Origin of the sequence: Chryseolinea serpens, assembly GCF_900129725.1 — a bacterium.
Lineage (GTDB): Bacteria > Bacteroidota > Bacteroidia > Cytophagales > Cyclobacteriaceae > Chryseolinea > Chryseolinea serpens.
On sequence record NZ_FQWQ01000004.1, the window covers coordinates 474,177 to 487,371 of the forward strand.

Annotated in this window: 14 protein-coding genes; 8 read left to right on the forward strand and 6 right to left on the reverse strand. The window is 51.0% G+C overall.

The genetic code is table 11. The annotated features are described in order from the left end of the window. Positions 1–71 precede the first annotated feature (71 nt). The 3 genes from BUB30_RS26540 to BUB30_RS35700 are packed head-to-tail and all read left to right on the forward strand — an operon-like array spanning position 72 to position 2,729. On the forward strand, positions 72–536 hold the full coding sequence (locus BUB30_RS26540; protein ID WP_073140646.1) for a (2Fe-2S)-binding protein: 465 nt from the start codon (positions 72–74) through the stop codon (positions 534–536). Positions 537–550: 14 nt separating this feature from the next. Continuing rightward, positions 551–1,516, forward strand: coding sequence for a molybdopterin cofactor-binding domain-containing protein (locus BUB30_RS35695; protein ID WP_245804180.1), 966 nt, complete (start codon positions 551–553; stop codon positions 1,514–1,516). Further along, entirely contained in the window at positions 1,452–2,729 is a 1,278-nt protein-coding gene (locus BUB30_RS35700; RefSeq protein ID WP_245804181.1) for a xanthine dehydrogenase family protein molybdopterin-binding subunit, read from the forward strand. Before BUB30_RS35695 ends, BUB30_RS35700 begins: the two co-directional genes overlap by 65 nt. 81 nt (positions 2,730–2,810) lie before the next feature. Here the strand turns inward: BUB30_RS35700 and BUB30_RS26550 are convergent, their stop codons facing one another. Genes BUB30_RS26550 through BUB30_RS35315 form a run of 3 tightly spaced genes read right to left on the reverse strand, consistent with a single transcriptional unit; the run spans position 2,811 to position 8,142 of the window. Further along, positions 2,811–4,538, reverse strand: a complete 1,728-nt coding sequence (locus BUB30_RS26550; RefSeq protein ID WP_073140649.1) for a RagB/SusD family nutrient uptake outer membrane protein — start codon at positions 4,536–4,538, stop codon at positions 2,811–2,813. Between the two features lie 39 nt (positions 4,539–4,577). Beyond that, positions 4,578–7,907, reverse strand: a complete 3,330-nt coding sequence (locus tag BUB30_RS26555; RefSeq protein ID WP_084138417.1) for a SusC/RagA family TonB-linked outer membrane protein — start codon at positions 7,905–7,907, stop codon at positions 4,578–4,580. Between the two features lie 58 nt (positions 7,908–7,965). Next, positions 7,966–8,142, reverse strand: a complete 177-nt coding sequence (locus BUB30_RS35315; protein ID WP_178377209.1) for a hypothetical protein — start codon at positions 8,140–8,142, stop codon at positions 7,966–7,968. Positions 8,143–8,806: 664 nt separating this feature from the next. On the opposite strand from BUB30_RS35315, the gene BUB30_RS26560 reads away from it, so the two are divergent. Next, positions 8,807–9,022, forward strand: a complete 216-nt coding sequence (locus tag BUB30_RS26560; protein ID WP_073140651.1) for a hypothetical protein — start codon at positions 8,807–8,809, stop codon at positions 9,020–9,022. A gap of 97 nt (positions 9,023–9,119) precedes the next feature. On the opposite strand, the gene BUB30_RS26565 is transcribed toward BUB30_RS26560, so the two are convergent. From BUB30_RS26565 to BUB30_RS26575, 3 genes are read right to left on the reverse strand one after another with little or no spacing between them, the layout of a single operon-like run. Next, on the reverse strand, positions 9,120–9,959 hold the full coding sequence (locus BUB30_RS26565; protein WP_073140654.1) for an alpha/beta fold hydrolase: 840 nt from the start codon (positions 9,957–9,959) through the stop codon (positions 9,120–9,122). A 5-nt stretch (positions 9,960–9,964) separates the two neighbouring features. Next, positions 9,965–10,438: an SRPBCC family protein gene (locus BUB30_RS26570; protein WP_073140657.1), complete on the reverse strand. Its 474-nt coding sequence runs from the start codon at positions 10,436–10,438 to the stop codon at positions 9,965–9,967. Then, entirely contained in the window at positions 10,419–10,760 is a 342-nt protein-coding gene (locus BUB30_RS26575; RefSeq protein WP_073140660.1) for an ArsR/SmtB family transcription factor, read from the reverse strand. Before BUB30_RS26575 ends, BUB30_RS26570 begins: the two co-directional genes overlap by 20 nt. A 165-nt stretch (positions 10,761–10,925) precedes the next feature. On the opposite strand from BUB30_RS26575, the gene BUB30_RS34925 reads away from it, so the two are divergent. From BUB30_RS34925 to BUB30_RS26590, 4 genes are all read left to right on the forward strand, one after another. Next, the gene (locus BUB30_RS34925) at positions 10,926–11,336 is read left to right on the forward strand and encodes a hypothetical protein (RefSeq protein WP_143165094.1); all 411 of its coding nucleotides are present in this window, start codon (positions 10,926–10,928) and stop codon (positions 11,334–11,336) included. 142 nt (positions 11,337–11,478) lie between these two features. Continuing rightward, positions 11,479–12,123, forward strand: coding sequence for a DUF2231 domain-containing protein (locus BUB30_RS26580; RefSeq protein WP_073140662.1), 645 nt, complete (start codon positions 11,479–11,481; stop codon positions 12,121–12,123). A gap of 38 nt (positions 12,124–12,161) precedes the next feature. After that, positions 12,162–12,452, forward strand: coding sequence for a heavy metal-binding domain-containing protein (locus BUB30_RS35320; protein ID WP_073140665.1), 291 nt, complete (start codon positions 12,162–12,164; stop codon positions 12,450–12,452). A gap of 91 nt (positions 12,453–12,543) precedes the next feature. Beyond that, a complete protein-coding gene (locus BUB30_RS26590; protein ID WP_084138418.1) occupies positions 12,544–13,128 on the forward strand; it encodes a TlpA family protein disulfide reductase in 585 nt (194 codons plus the stop codon). The last annotated feature ends 67 nt before the right edge of the window (positions 13,129–13,195 follow it).

Consider the following 13,195-nt stretch of genomic DNA (forward strand, 5'->3'; position numbering starts at 1 on the left):
GCCCGGCGGCGGCTTGCCTCCGTAATTGCAGTGTTCCGGGTCATGACCCGCTTCACAACCATACTGCAAAAATGAAAAAGTACACCATTAAGGTAAACCACAAACCCTATGACGTGGAGGCCGAGCCCGACGTGCCCCTTTTGTGGATTCTCAGGGATTACCTTGGGCTGAAAGGGACCAAATTTGGTTGCGGGATCGCTGCATGCGGTGCGTGCACGATTCATCTGAACAACAACCCGGTCAGATCATGCCAACTGCGCATTTCAACTATCCCAGCCGGCGCACAGATCACAACCATAGAAGGCATTGGCGCCGATGCACCGCATCCTGTTCAGGAGGCCTGGGTTGAGCTCCAGGTGCCGCAATGTGGCTACTGCCAGTCTGGGCAAATCATGTCGGCCGTTGCCCTGTTGGCCAGGAAGCCTATGCCCTCCGATAAGGACATTGACGCCGCGCTGGCGGGAAATCTGTGCCGGTGCGGCACCTACGATAGAATAAGAAAGGCTATTCATTTGGCAGCCGGAAACCCAAAATAGTAACGAAGATTTGTATGAGTTTGAATGACGACAATTTTCTAAGAACCGGACGCCGCGATTTCATAAAGCGGGCAAGCCTCGCAACCCTTGGACTGGCGATTGGCATAGATTCCTTTTCAAAGATTCATAACATCACGCCACACAATGGAACGGTTGATAATTTCGAGATCAACCCCTTCATCCTGATCGGCCTTGACAATACGATCACGATCGTCAACCCGCGAAATGACATGGGGCAAGGCACCCTTCACTCGGTTCCTGCAATGATTGCCGAGGAATTGGAAGTTTCGCTGGCGCAGATCAAGATCATACAAAGCGATGGACAAAGTAAGTACGGTGCGCAAACGTCGGGAAACAGCAGTTCGATAAGAAGGCTATGGTTGCCCCTGCGAAAAGCCGGTGCGGCGACAAAGGAAATGTTGATCAAAGCGGCGGCGCGCCAATGGGGCGTTTTGGAAAGCGAGTGCTATGCAAGGGAAGCGAGGGTTTTTAGAAAGGGCAGCGACACGAGCCTGACCTACGGCGAGCTTGCAGGAGCAGCCTCTAAACTCGAAGTGCCGGCCGACCCCGTCCTAAAGCATCCCGCTGATTTCAGCATCATCGGGAAAGATATCAAGCGCGCTGAAATCCCAGCACGAACAAACGGCAAGGCGGTCTACGGAATCGACATCGAGGTGCCCGGCATGGTTTACGCCTCCATACTCCACAGCCCCATGATCTTTGGAAAAATAGTGACCATTGAGGATAGTGACACGCTGAAAATTCCCGGCGTATTGCGGGTGATAAAGTGCGAGCGAAAAATGATCCATCGCGATGCAGAGTCTGTTGCTGTCATCGCCACGGACTGGTGGGCCGCCCTCAAAGGGAGAAATGCACTCAAGGTGCAATGGGATAATTCCAACTTAACAGAGACCCTTGACACAGAAGATTATTTCAAAAAGTTATGCAAAGGCGAAGGAGGAAGGCATCAACCACCATGAGCTGGGTGACTTCAATAGAAAATTCAATACAGTCGCATCCAGACTGGAATGTACCTATGAGACCCCGTTTCTGTCGCACGCGCCGATCGAGCCCGAAAACACAACGGCGCACGTAAAAGAAGACGGCTCCGTGGAGATTTGGGCCCCGATCCAGGGGCCGGGAGAAACCTTGCCTGATGTAGCGAACTATCTTGGCCTCCCCGCAGAAAAAATCAAGATCCACGCCATTTTGATGGGAGGATCTTTTGGACGGAAAGCCTACATCGACTTCGTAAAGGAGGCTTGTTTTCTTTCCAACAAATTGAAGGTTCCCGTAAAAGTGATCTGGACACGTGAGGATGATATCACGCAAGGCCCATACCGACCTGGGCTGCTAAGCCACATGCAAGGATTTATAGAGGATGGCAAGATCACAGGTTTTCATCACCATATTATCGGCGAATCCATCTTGCGCCAGGTCTTCAAAGGACTGCCCGACGATGAAGCCGATCCCTGGATGGGCGAGGAACTGAGGGACAACACCCGATATGAATTTAAAACCTCGAGGAAAGTAAGTTGGACAAACGTGAAAACAGAAATACCCATCATGTGGTGGCGGTCTGTCAACGCATCGAATTTAGCCTGGGGCCAGGAATGCTTCATCGATGAGCTTGCCCACCTGGCCGGTAAGGACCCGCTCGCAGCACGACTGGAGTTGCTGGAGGATGAAAGATTTAGGAAGGTCCTCCAAACCCTCGCAGAAAAATCGGACTACTATGCGAAGACTGCGCCGGGAACGGGAAAGGGCGTCGCGCTATTCAAAGCTTTCGGGACCATCTGTGCCTGTTGTGTGTTAGTGTCCACAAACCATAGCGGAGTAAAAATCGATAAGGTTGTTTCTGTGATCGATTGCGGAATGTATGTCAGCGCCGATACAGTGCGGGCACAAACGGAAGGGAACATCGTGATGGGATTGTCGGCCGCCATAAAGGGTGGCATCATTTTTAAACGTGGTGTTTGCCAGCAGTCCAACTACAATAACTATCATGTGCTTCGCATGAATGAAATGCCGGCGGTGGAGGTTTTCATCATCGAAAACGGTGAGGCCCCCGGAGGCGTTGGCGAAGCGGGCTTGCCGCCGGTGGCGCCTGCGTTGGGGAATGCGATCTTTGCTGCTTGTAGGGTTCGGGTTAGGAATCTTCCGATTGACATCTCTACGTTGAAAAAGGCGTGAGCAGATGTTGATCCGTCGTCATAAACGAAGAAGCCGTCTCGAACATCGAGACGGCTTCTTTTTTTACTTTAAACTACTTCGTCAATATCCCTGGTTCTGTGTAAGCGTCGGTTGGCCGGCGACCTGGGTGTTGAGGATCTCCTGGATGGGGATGGGGAAATATTCGTGTTTGTTGGACACAAACTGGACGTTCTTCAGGTACGAACGTTTTGTGCCTTCCACCAGGTAATAGGCGTTCAGAGTTTCCGCAGCAATTTTCCAGCGCACGAGGTCGAAGCGACGGTGACCTTCCATGGCAAACTCCAGGCGTTGTTCAAACTGAACGGCCTTGAGGGCCATGGCGGCGTCTGTCCACGTGGTGGTGTATTCGCCGATGAGATAGTTGGCGGCCGGTGTGCCGTCGGCATTCTTCACAAAGCCATCGGGATGGGCTGCTCTGGCGCGGATCTGGTTCACATAGCCACGGGCAGTTTCAAGATCACCTTGTTTCACGGCAATCTCAGCAAGCCACAGGATCACATGCGAATAGCGGATCATGCGGTAGTTGTTGGCATTGAGGCGTGGGTTGCCGGCGAACGTGGCGGAGCCGACATCGGACCGGTACATCACGTGTTTCTTGGGAGAGTAAGGACCGCCGTAGGCTTGGTCGCGCACATAGGTCTTGCCGGGATGCACACCCCAGTCTAGATAGGGAATGCCGCGGCGTCCAACGGTCCAGTCGAGACGCGGATCAACGGTACCGGTATACGGTGTGAATGGCGCTGTCGCTTCGATACCCTGGTCATTAGTGACGTCGGCGTCGTTGAACGTGTCGAGCAGAGGCAATCCGTTAGCATCGGTCTTGAAGGCATTGACAAGGTTCTGTGACGGTTGGAAAAATCCGCAGCACGTAGTCACGCCGCCACCGCCATAAGGATAGTTAAGCGTTGAACCGATATTGCCGTTTTCGCCGCCCGGTGCACCGTCGTTCACGGAATACTGTACTTCGAAGATGGATTCCTTATTGTTGTTGGTGACCTGGCGGAAATTGTCGTGGTATTTATCCATGAGTGCAAACTGGTTGCTGGCCACAATCTCCTCGAGCAATGTTTTGGCATCGCTCCATTTTTCCTGGAACAAATAGGCTTTTGCCAGCGTGGCGGCAGCAGCCCATTTGGAGGCACGGCCCTTCTGGGCTTGCGTTGTGGGGAGAACGCCATAGGCGGCTTGCAGATCGGCTTCGATCTTTGGCCAGATGTCGGCGGTGTTGGGTACTTTGGTGCTTTCCAGGTTGTTGGGATCGTAGACCACCTCGTCGATGTAGGGCACCATGTTATACATTTTCTTCAGTTCGAAATGAAAATGTCCACGCAGAAAGCGGGCTTCGGCGGTGATCTCTGCGCGTTCCGCGTCGGAGATGTCGGTCACCTTTGCCAGAAGTTGTAAAGCGTCGTTGCAACGGGCAATGCCGTCGTACATGCCGCGCCACTTGCCTCTGAAATAGATGTTGTCAGAAGCGATGTTGGCTTGCTCGATCAGGGAGATAGGGGGCTGGTCACCCGCGATGGTTCCCTTGTAGGCGTCGTCGGAGGCCACACTGCCATAGACCCAGTTGTCGGCGCCGACCTGGTAGGAGCGGTAGGCACCTTCTGCGGTGGCCCAGCCATCAAGCATGGAGTAGGCTGCCACGAGAAGCGAGTTGACACCTTTTGTATTTTGTAACGTGGTGCTGCTGAGTGCCGCTTTGGGCTTCACGTCGAGAAAAGAATCGGAACAGGCGCTCCACAGCGTGAGGAGGATGACGCCACATAGGATCGTGATCTTTTTCATGTGTATAATGTTTGATCGATTTTTCATAAACAGAATTCGTTAGAAGGTTAAATTCAGACCCACCAGGTATTGCTTTGCTGCAGGGTAGGCTCCACCGTCCACACCGAGTTGGCGATCGCTTCCGGTGGTGTAACCATAGCTTCCGGCTACGCGGTCGTTACCCGCCGTGTAGGTACGCAGGTTGATCTCGGGGTCCATGCCCGAATAGTTGGTGATGGTCCACAGGTTCTGTCCTTGAACATAGACGCGAACGGAAGACATACCGATTTTAGATACCAACCCTTTGGGCAGTGTGTAGGTCACTTGAATGTTCTTGAAACGGAAATAAGAGCCCGACTCCAGGTAGTAGGTAGAAGGCAGAATGCTCACCTGGTCGCTGGAGGTTAACTGCGGAAGAATGGCGTCTGTTTTGCCCGGTCTCCACGAATCGTTGAGCATGCGCGTGCTCCGGTTTCCGGCAAAGGTGGGGAAGTCGGTCCAGTATTTCACGTAGTTGAAGATCTGGTTGCCATAAACACCTTGACCAAAAAGGGTCAGCCCGAAGTTTTTATAGTTGACATTGATGTTTAAGCCATAGGTGAAATCGGGGTGCGGATTGCCAATGATGGAAAGGTCCTTGGTGTTGATCACGCCGTCGTTGTTCACATCCCTGAATTTAAACCTTCCGGCTCTGTTCTGATTGGTGCCCAGGTTGTTCACAGGGGCTGCCGCGGCCTCGTCGTCGGTTTGAAAAATACCGTCGATGGTGTAGCCGAAGAAGGAGGAGATGGGATAGTTCTGCTGCGTGACGATGAAGTTTTGAATACGCTCGTCGTTGAGGCCGAACAATTGTGTGTTGGCATCGCCATTGGTTTTGGTAACCACGTTGCGATACATGCTGAAATTACCCTCGATGTTGTAGCTGAGCTCGTTGCCCATCGCCTGACCATGGTAGGCCAACGCGAGATCGATTCCACGATTCCGCATGGTTCCGATGTTCTGAGAAGGCACGTTGGCCACACCGGCTGTCAACGGTGCAGCTACGGGGAAGAGCATGTCGGATGTGAGGCGTGTATACCAATCCAGGTTCATATCGAATTTGCCGTTCATCAAAGTGACATCAAGGCCGATGTTGGTGGTGGTGGTCGTTTCCCATTTTGCATTCGGGTTTCCGAATTGCGTTAACTCATATCCGGGAATGGCCGTGGTGCGGGTGCCGCCCAAATCGTAGAAGGAGGTGGCAGGGTTGGTGGAGTAGATGGTGAGGGGATTATAATAAGGGATCTCCTGGTTCCCGGTTTGTCCCCAACCTACCCGAAGCTTGGCGCGGTCGAGCCAGGTGTTCATGCCTTGGGCGAACGACTCTTCCGAGATCACCCAACCGGCACTCACGGCCGGGAAATAGGCCACCAGGTTTGCGGCAGAGAACCGCGAGGAACGGTCGCGGCGCACAGTTCCTTCCAACAAATATTTGTCCTTCAGGTTGTAGTTCACCTTGGCGAATTCAGATGCGAGGCTCCAGTTGTTCGCCCCGCCGTTGTTGGTTTGAACGCCCGTACCGCCACTCAGATAGCGGTTCTCGATATCGTCGGAGGCAAAATTGGTACGGCTGGCGTCGAAGGTTTCATAGTAATCTTTGATGGACTCGACACCGAGGATGAAATTCAATTTGTGAATGTCGGCAATGGTGGCGTTGTAGGTAAGCGTGTTGAACCACGTCCAGGTCCATTCGTAGTTGTTGGTTGTTTTTAACGAATTCGATCCGCGGGCTTCAGCCGATTCGATGTCGCGTATGGTATAGTCCCGGAAATTGAAGATGTTGTAGTCTATGCCGAAGCTGGTTTTGGCCGTAAGATTTTCGAGGATGTCGTACTCGGCATAGGCATTTCCAAACAAGCGGACTTCTTTCTGGATGTTGTCTTTGTTGCGCCACAGGTCGGCCACGGGGTTGCGCGAGTTGTCGAGGTCAGTGCCCCGGGTGCCGGCGAACGTTGTTCCGGAAACATCATAGACGGGCACGATCGGTTGGATGCGGAACGCAAAGGATGTGGGGTTGCTCTCCTGGCTGTTTCCATTGGGCTGGTTCACCCGTTGAGTAGTAGCGACCTGGAGGTTTTCGCCTACGCGGAATTTTTTATTGATGTTGAACTCCGTGTTCGCCCGTATCGAATAGCGTTTGAAATTCGTGTAGATCATGATACCCTTTTGATCGAAGTAATTTAGCGACATGGCATAACGCCCGCTTTCATTGCCACCGGAAACACCGATCTGGTGATTCTGAATGGGTGCCGGATTGAAGATCTCGTCCAGCCAGTTGGTGCCGGTCTTGTTGGCTTTGGTGATGAGCCATTTGGTCTTGTTGAAATCGGGGGCATCGATGTTGTTGCTGTAGTTGATGTATTTTCCATTGGCATCCTGGGCAACACGAGGATCGCCTTCCATGGCACCGGCCGGAAAGATGTAGTCCGGTATGACAGGTGTAGCGCCATTTCCGAATTGGGCGTGCGCGGGATTGCCATTCGCACCCACAGCGCCCGCATTTTTACGCGCCTCCCAGGTCAGGTCGGCATACTGCTGGGTGTTCAGCATGCTCAACAGCTTGCCGGGTCGTTGCGTGCCATAGTACATGTCATAGGTGAAAACGGGCTTGCCGGCTTTACCTTTTTTGGTGGTGATGATCACCACGCCATTCCCGGCGCGCGAACCATAGATCGAAGCAGACGATGCATCCTTCAACACTTGGATCGACTCGATGTCGTTTTGGTTGATGGTGTTCAAATTGCCCTTGGTGGGCACGCCGTCAATAACGTAGAGCGGAGAGTTATCGCCGACGGTACCAAAGCCGCGGATACGGACCATGACACCACCGCCGGGACTGTTCTCATTCCCCACGGTCACACCGGCCACCTTGCCCTGCATAGCTTGACCCAGGTTGGTCGAGGGCGTGGAGAGCAAACGGTCGGACGCGATCGTGGACACAGCACCCGTGATGTCGCGTTTGGATTGCGATCCATAACCCGTGACCACCACTTCAGACAGCGACACAATGTCGACGGCCAACGTCACGTTGATCGACGTTCTGTTGTCGATGCTCACTTCTTGTGTCACATAGCCGATGAATGAAAAGATCAGCGCAGTGCTGTTGTCGGGCACCACGAGCGTATAGTTACCATCCGAATCTGTTGTGGTTCCGGATGTGGTACCCTTCACCAGGACGTTTACACCCGGCAAGGATTCGCCGGTTTCCTCTGTTACTTTTCCTGTGATTGTTATTTCGGGAGCTGCCGGACTGTCGGGCGTCCGGGTTTTTGAAAACGCTGCTTCAGGTAGGAAGCATAGCGTTGCTGACAAGGCAATACAGCATAATGCATTGCGTAATTGAATACTCATAGGTATTGGGGTTAAGTTGACGAATACAAATAAGAAAATAAGGCGACGTGCGATTCCCTTACAGGAAATCCGGCAAACCGTGTTTTGGGTGGTGATGAGATCGCGTGTCGTGAAGGATGGGACACGCGTGTCGGTCAAAGAAGTCGCCGATAGGCCAGTATTTTTCCTGCGCAGGCAGGCGGCCTGATGTGTTGCTGTTGGTCAGCAACGGGTGGGGGGGGAGAATGTTTTTCATGGGGGGTATTGTTTTTTACATAGACAGATTTTATGTGAACAATCTTTAAAAAAAGGCTGCACGCTACGCGCACAACGTTGTCGCTGTACGGCAATCGGAAACGGTCAACCCTGGTGTTAGACGACACCGTGCCGTGCATGCGCACGAGGATACGATGACGTTCGATTCAACAAAAAAGAAATACCAAATGAAAAAGGAATACCAACGCTAGGGTTGGTGGTTACAAAAGCCTTTTCAAAAAATGAAGAGGCTTGTGAACCTTGTGGCGCTCGAATAAAGCCCGCTAAATCAAACTCTCTATTAAAGAATGGCGTGGTACAGGAATTTCATTTTCACAAAAGCTCAGCGCATGTATCCTGCACAACCGGTTGGATGGTCAACTTCAAAGTTCAACTGCACTCATTTCTTTGCGCGCCGTTGAGAATTTTGATGAATGATTTTTTATCGATTTGTTATCGTTTTGTTTTACACATGAACAAAGTCCACACATCGTTCGGCCATCTCGAGCGCAGTGTTTCCCCGTTGATGTTGATTTATGTCAATGATAAGAAACTATCGAGGCAAAGTCAATCGTTTGCGATTTCGAGATGATAATTTTTAGACAAATCACGTCACAAAATTTGTTCCCCGATTAAATGTATAGACAGGTGTCCGGAAATGACGTATGAAAAAGATCGCGGACAGTGCTGGCGGTATCGTTCCCGCGGCAAAATACAAGATGGATTTTGCTTGGGTTAGCTTGGCGCGGTTGGCTACAAGGCACTCCGCTTGGGGGACTTATAGTCTAAAGGACTTTGTAGAAGCGCTCGCGTGTTTTGAATTGCTGTCGTGGCGTTTTTGCGAAGAGAAGGATTGGGGAATTTTTTACACGACGATGTAAGGGTAGGTCTCTATCGCCGGCGTCTATGGACGTACATAGAACTCCAGCGATACGAGACCACCCTAATCTGGAAGATAATAACACCAAGCGTGTGATATTATTTCGGGCTAGCGGCGTTCAGAAAGTCCTCGATCACCGGCAGGGCTACTGGCGGAGTATGCGCCGCTTTCAACATCGCGAGCTCTCCCATAAACGTTCCATGACCACCGGGAAATAGTGCAAGACTGGCATGAGGCATCCGGCGATACATTTCAACGGCATGTTCCGGCAAAGGCACGTCTTTGTCGCCGGCAAGGATCAACGCGGGTTGCTGAATGGCACTGATGGTCTCGTCGGGTATGTCTTTGAATTGCTGCATCCGGTGTGCGCACTGCTCGAACATGATGTGCAACGCTTGCTCGCTGGGATTGGCCGACAGAAATTCTTTCTTATAAACGTCAGGCATGTCAGAAAACTTTGCAGCCTTCATGGCCTCCCAAAACCCAGGTGCCACACCGGCGCGTTTGTACATCGAAGAGGCAATGATGAGTTTATCCACCAGGGCCGGCCGGCGAATGGCAATTTGCAATGCCGTGGTGCCGCCGTTGCTAAAACCAAAAATATCGGCCTTGTCAATTTTTAGCTGCTGCAGCAGGGCAATCACATCATCGGCGTCCTGCTCGAAAGTGATTTGCCGGCCGTCACGGTTGTTGCTATGACCGTGAGCCTGCAACTCCACGGCAATGATCATATGCGTTTTGGACAACGCCGGAATGAGCCGGCCAAAGGTGGATTGTATGGTGGATCCCCCGCCGTGAAGGAGGACCAAGGGTTTGCCAGTGCCATGGATCTCGTAGTACATGTGCAGGCCATTGACGTCGGCGTATTTTCCGTTTTGTGCGACCGCCACATTTATAAGTGCGATGGTCGAAATAAGTAACGTGATAATTTTTTTCATATCATTCAGGGTTGTGTTTTTGTTTTCAATCCTGACAGGTATACATCGAGTTTCTCGATATTTTGTCTCAGGCCTTCGTCGGCTTTGAATGTTTTCACGGTCTGGATAAATTCTTCCACACTTTCAAAAAGCATGTGCCAGGTGATGAAGGTTTGATCGCCCTGCTCCTGAAACTCTATCGTGGCCACAAACTTGGGTCCTGTAACGTGTTCGTAGACCAGCTTTTTATGAAGAATGATTTCTTTGAAGATGCTCTTGTTTTTATAGTTCGTTCCGTCGGGACCGTGCATGACCAAATCCCACTCGCCACCGGGTTTGAGATCCATCTTGTGGATGGTGTTGGTGAACCCGTTTGGGCCCCACCAATTGGCAATGTGTTCGGGTGTGGTCCAAACTTCCCACACAAGGTCGATGGGCGCGTTCAGCTTTCTCGAGAAGCGAAGTTCACGGTCGGCCGTGTTACTTTTTTTGTTTTCCATAGCGTTGTTTTTTGAGTTTTTCCAAATAAGATTCCAGGGTGTCGAGCTTGCTCTCCCAATGCTTCCGGTACTGATCCACCCACGCCGACACTTCACTGAGCTGATCCAACTGCGCCTCGCAAAACCGGTCGCGACCACGTTGTGTAATGGTGATGAGGCCACAGTCGATGAGGATTTTGACATGCAGGGATATCGCCTGCCGGCTGACGTCGAATTTTTCGGCAATGGCGTTCACATTGTGCGGTTCCGCAGAAATCAAGTTGATGATGGCCCTCCGCGTGGGGTCGGCAATGGCTTGGTAGACGTCCCGTCTGGCTTTCATAATATGCAAGTAAGTGCTTGCAAATATAATGCAAGTAAATGCTTGCGCAATATTTTATGGATTTAATTTATTGTCCCCCCGACCTCGTCTGTTGGGCTTTTTGCGACATTTTTAGGTATTTTTGAAAAAAGCACAAAAGACCCCTACTCAAAAGGGGGTATAGAAATGATAAGAAGCCAATGGGTAGCCTATCTGTTCAGCATCGCGTTTGCGATGTCATTGGCGCATAGTGTGCTTCCCCACGCCCATTCCAAGGAAAAGGGAAAGCAGGGCAAAGCGACGGCTTCTCACCACCATCATGGTCACCAGCATTCACATTCGCATGGTGAAAAATCAAAGCCCGCTTTGCCGGTCTTTGCGCATTTTTCCAACGCGGATTTTATTGGTTCTGTAAAATATTCATACCAGGAAAAACAGCAACGCCCTGAACTGGCATGCGAGCAATCCGTTGTCATTTCGGTGGCTTTGCCGCTCGTGACCTACCTGGCGTCACCCGTGCCCCACGCACGCGACTTGCCAAACAGGATCTTTCTCACGCTTCGATCATTACGCGGCCCTCCTAATTTCCTTTCTTAAAAATCCAGGAAGCGATTCCGTCATGGAATCCTATGGTCTTCGCCTGGTAAAAAACCTATTGACTTCACTAAATGTGTAACGCAAGCCAGACAATGGAAGGCATTTTCCAGCCTCTGATGCTTGGTTAATAAAAGAATTTTACATGAAAATAAAACTGGTGCTAGGGATGGCGCTGATGCTTTCTATCTCTCTGTCTGTAGATGCTCATCAAGGACATAAAAAGAACGCGCAAGACAGCACAGCAACGCACGCCGGACACGTTCAGGTCGATACTGTTCATCACCAGGATGAGGCCGCGACAAATGGTCCATCCAAGGTCACAGCAGACCTCGGCGACTTCCCCACGCTTCACCCGCTCATCGTCCATTTTGCTATTGTATTGATCATGGTGGCCGCCGTTCTCCAACTGCTGAATCTAATCCTGATCAAGAAGGAGGTTGCCTGGATCATCACCGGCATTCTTCTGGTCGGGGTACTGGCGGCATGGATGGCGGGAAGGAATTTTCATCCGCACACTCATGGGATCAGCGATCACGCCAAAAGTGTATTGAAACAACACGATATGTGGGCGGACTGGACCATTAACACCGGCCTATTCAGTCTGCTGTTGCAAGCCCTGAATTTATTTTTCTTCAAAACAAAACGGTGGGCCATGGCGATCATCGCCTTGGTCCTTACCGTCTCAGGATGCAGTGTGGCCCTGGCGGGACACTACGGTGCGCAGCTAGTGCATCTCGAAGGCATCGGCCCTCAGGGCAAATACCTGGAAAAGGGACATCATCATTAATTAATATTTAACTCATGCTAAACGCAAAACCAACAACTATGAAAAAGACAATCTTAACAGCGACCATCGTCATCGCCGGCCTATTTGCTTCCGCGGTATTGATTTCCAGCTGCGGTGGCAAAAAGGAACAAAGTACCGAAGAACATCATCACGAGGCAGGCGATACCACCGCGCATCATGATGAAATGGACTCAACACAAATGGCATACGCCTGCCCCATGCATCCCGAAGTAACGGGTAAGGCCGGGGATGCCTGCTCCAAGTGCGGAATGAAACTGGTAGCCGTGAACGCCGACAGCACAAAGGTGCACGGTGAGCATGAGCACTAAGAAATAAAACCCTTACGGGTCAGCATAAAATGGACCGGATGGTGTCTAGGTTGGCGCCATCCATACTTTTTTGTGGAGTAAGAAAAATTGTATGGATAATCTAAAACGTAGTCAGGACAACATGAGACACTTGTTAATTAAATACACATCCACCCTAATCATGGGCTACCGCGCAGGGCTTACATCTTTTGCGTGTGTAGTGTTTGTATGGGGTATGCTGGGATGCAAAAGTAAACCTTCAGAACAAGCAGCCGCACCAGAAGAGGAGAGCATCACCACTAAAATCAAGATCAACAACCTGAACAATGAAGCCATTGCGTTAAGTCAGTATCATGGGAAAACGGTTTTTATAAATATTTGGGCAACCTGGTGCGGGCCTTGCATTAAAGAGATGCCTTCCATCGAAAGGGCAAAAAATATTTTAAAGGACCGAAACATCGCCTTTCTGGTTGCCTCCAATGAGTCGATCGAGGAAATTCAAGGTTTTGCAACAAAACGAAATCTCGATCTTCAGTATGTGCAGCTGCAAAACCTTGAAGAACTCAACATCCAGGCACTGCCCACTACCTACATCATCAATCCCGCAGGCGAACTGGTCTTTTTGGAGACAGGCTATCGCGAATGGGACGAAGCCGCCAACATCGAACTACTAACCAAAATCATTGACAACCAATGAATAGATCCCCGTTTCTCGCCCTGTTATGGTTATTCGTTGCCGGGTGTAATGTTCAGAAGACAAATGA

Excerpts from the sequence above, each read along its gene's own strand:
- BUB30_RS26540 (WP_073140646.1), top strand. The coding sequence starts at position 72 with ATGAAAAAGTACACCATTAAGGTAAACCACAAACCCTATGACGTGGAG.
- BUB30_RS35695 (WP_245804180.1), top strand. The coding sequence starts at position 551 with ATGAGTTTGAATGACGACAATTTTCTAAGAACCGGACGCCGCGATTTC.
- BUB30_RS26550 (WP_073140649.1), bottom strand. The coding sequence starts at position 4,538 with ATGAAAAAGATCACGATCCTATGTGGCGTCATCCTCCTCACGCTGTGG.
- BUB30_RS26555 (WP_084138417.1), bottom strand. The coding sequence starts at position 7,907 with ATGAGTATTCAATTACGCAATGCATTATGCTGTATTGCCTTGTCAGCA.
- BUB30_RS35315 (WP_178377209.1), bottom strand. The coding sequence starts at position 8,142 with ATGAAAAACATTCTCCCCCCCCACCCGTTGCTGACCAACAGCAACACA.
- BUB30_RS26560 (WP_073140651.1), top strand. The coding sequence starts at position 8,807 with ATGAAAAAGATCGCGGACAGTGCTGGCGGTATCGTTCCCGCGGCAAAA.
- BUB30_RS26565 (WP_073140654.1), bottom strand. The coding sequence starts at position 9,959 with ATGAAAAAAATTATCACGTTACTTATTTCGACCATCGCACTTATAAAT.
- BUB30_RS26570 (WP_073140657.1), bottom strand. The coding sequence starts at position 10,438 with ATGGAAAACAAAAAAAGTAACACGGCCGACCGTGAACTTCGCTTCTCG.
- BUB30_RS26575 (WP_073140660.1), bottom strand. The coding sequence starts at position 10,760 with ATGAAAGCCAGACGGGACGTCTACCAAGCCATTGCCGACCCCACGCGG.
- BUB30_RS34925 (WP_143165094.1), top strand. The coding sequence starts at position 10,926 with ATGATAAGAAGCCAATGGGTAGCCTATCTGTTCAGCATCGCGTTTGCG.
- BUB30_RS26580 (WP_073140662.1), top strand. The coding sequence starts at position 11,479 with ATGAAAATAAAACTGGTGCTAGGGATGGCGCTGATGCTTTCTATCTCT.
- BUB30_RS35320 (WP_073140665.1), top strand. The coding sequence starts at position 12,162 with ATGAAAAAGACAATCTTAACAGCGACCATCGTCATCGCCGGCCTATTT.
- BUB30_RS26590 (WP_084138418.1), top strand. The coding sequence starts at position 12,544 with ATGGATAATCTAAAACGTAGTCAGGACAACATGAGACACTTGTTAATT.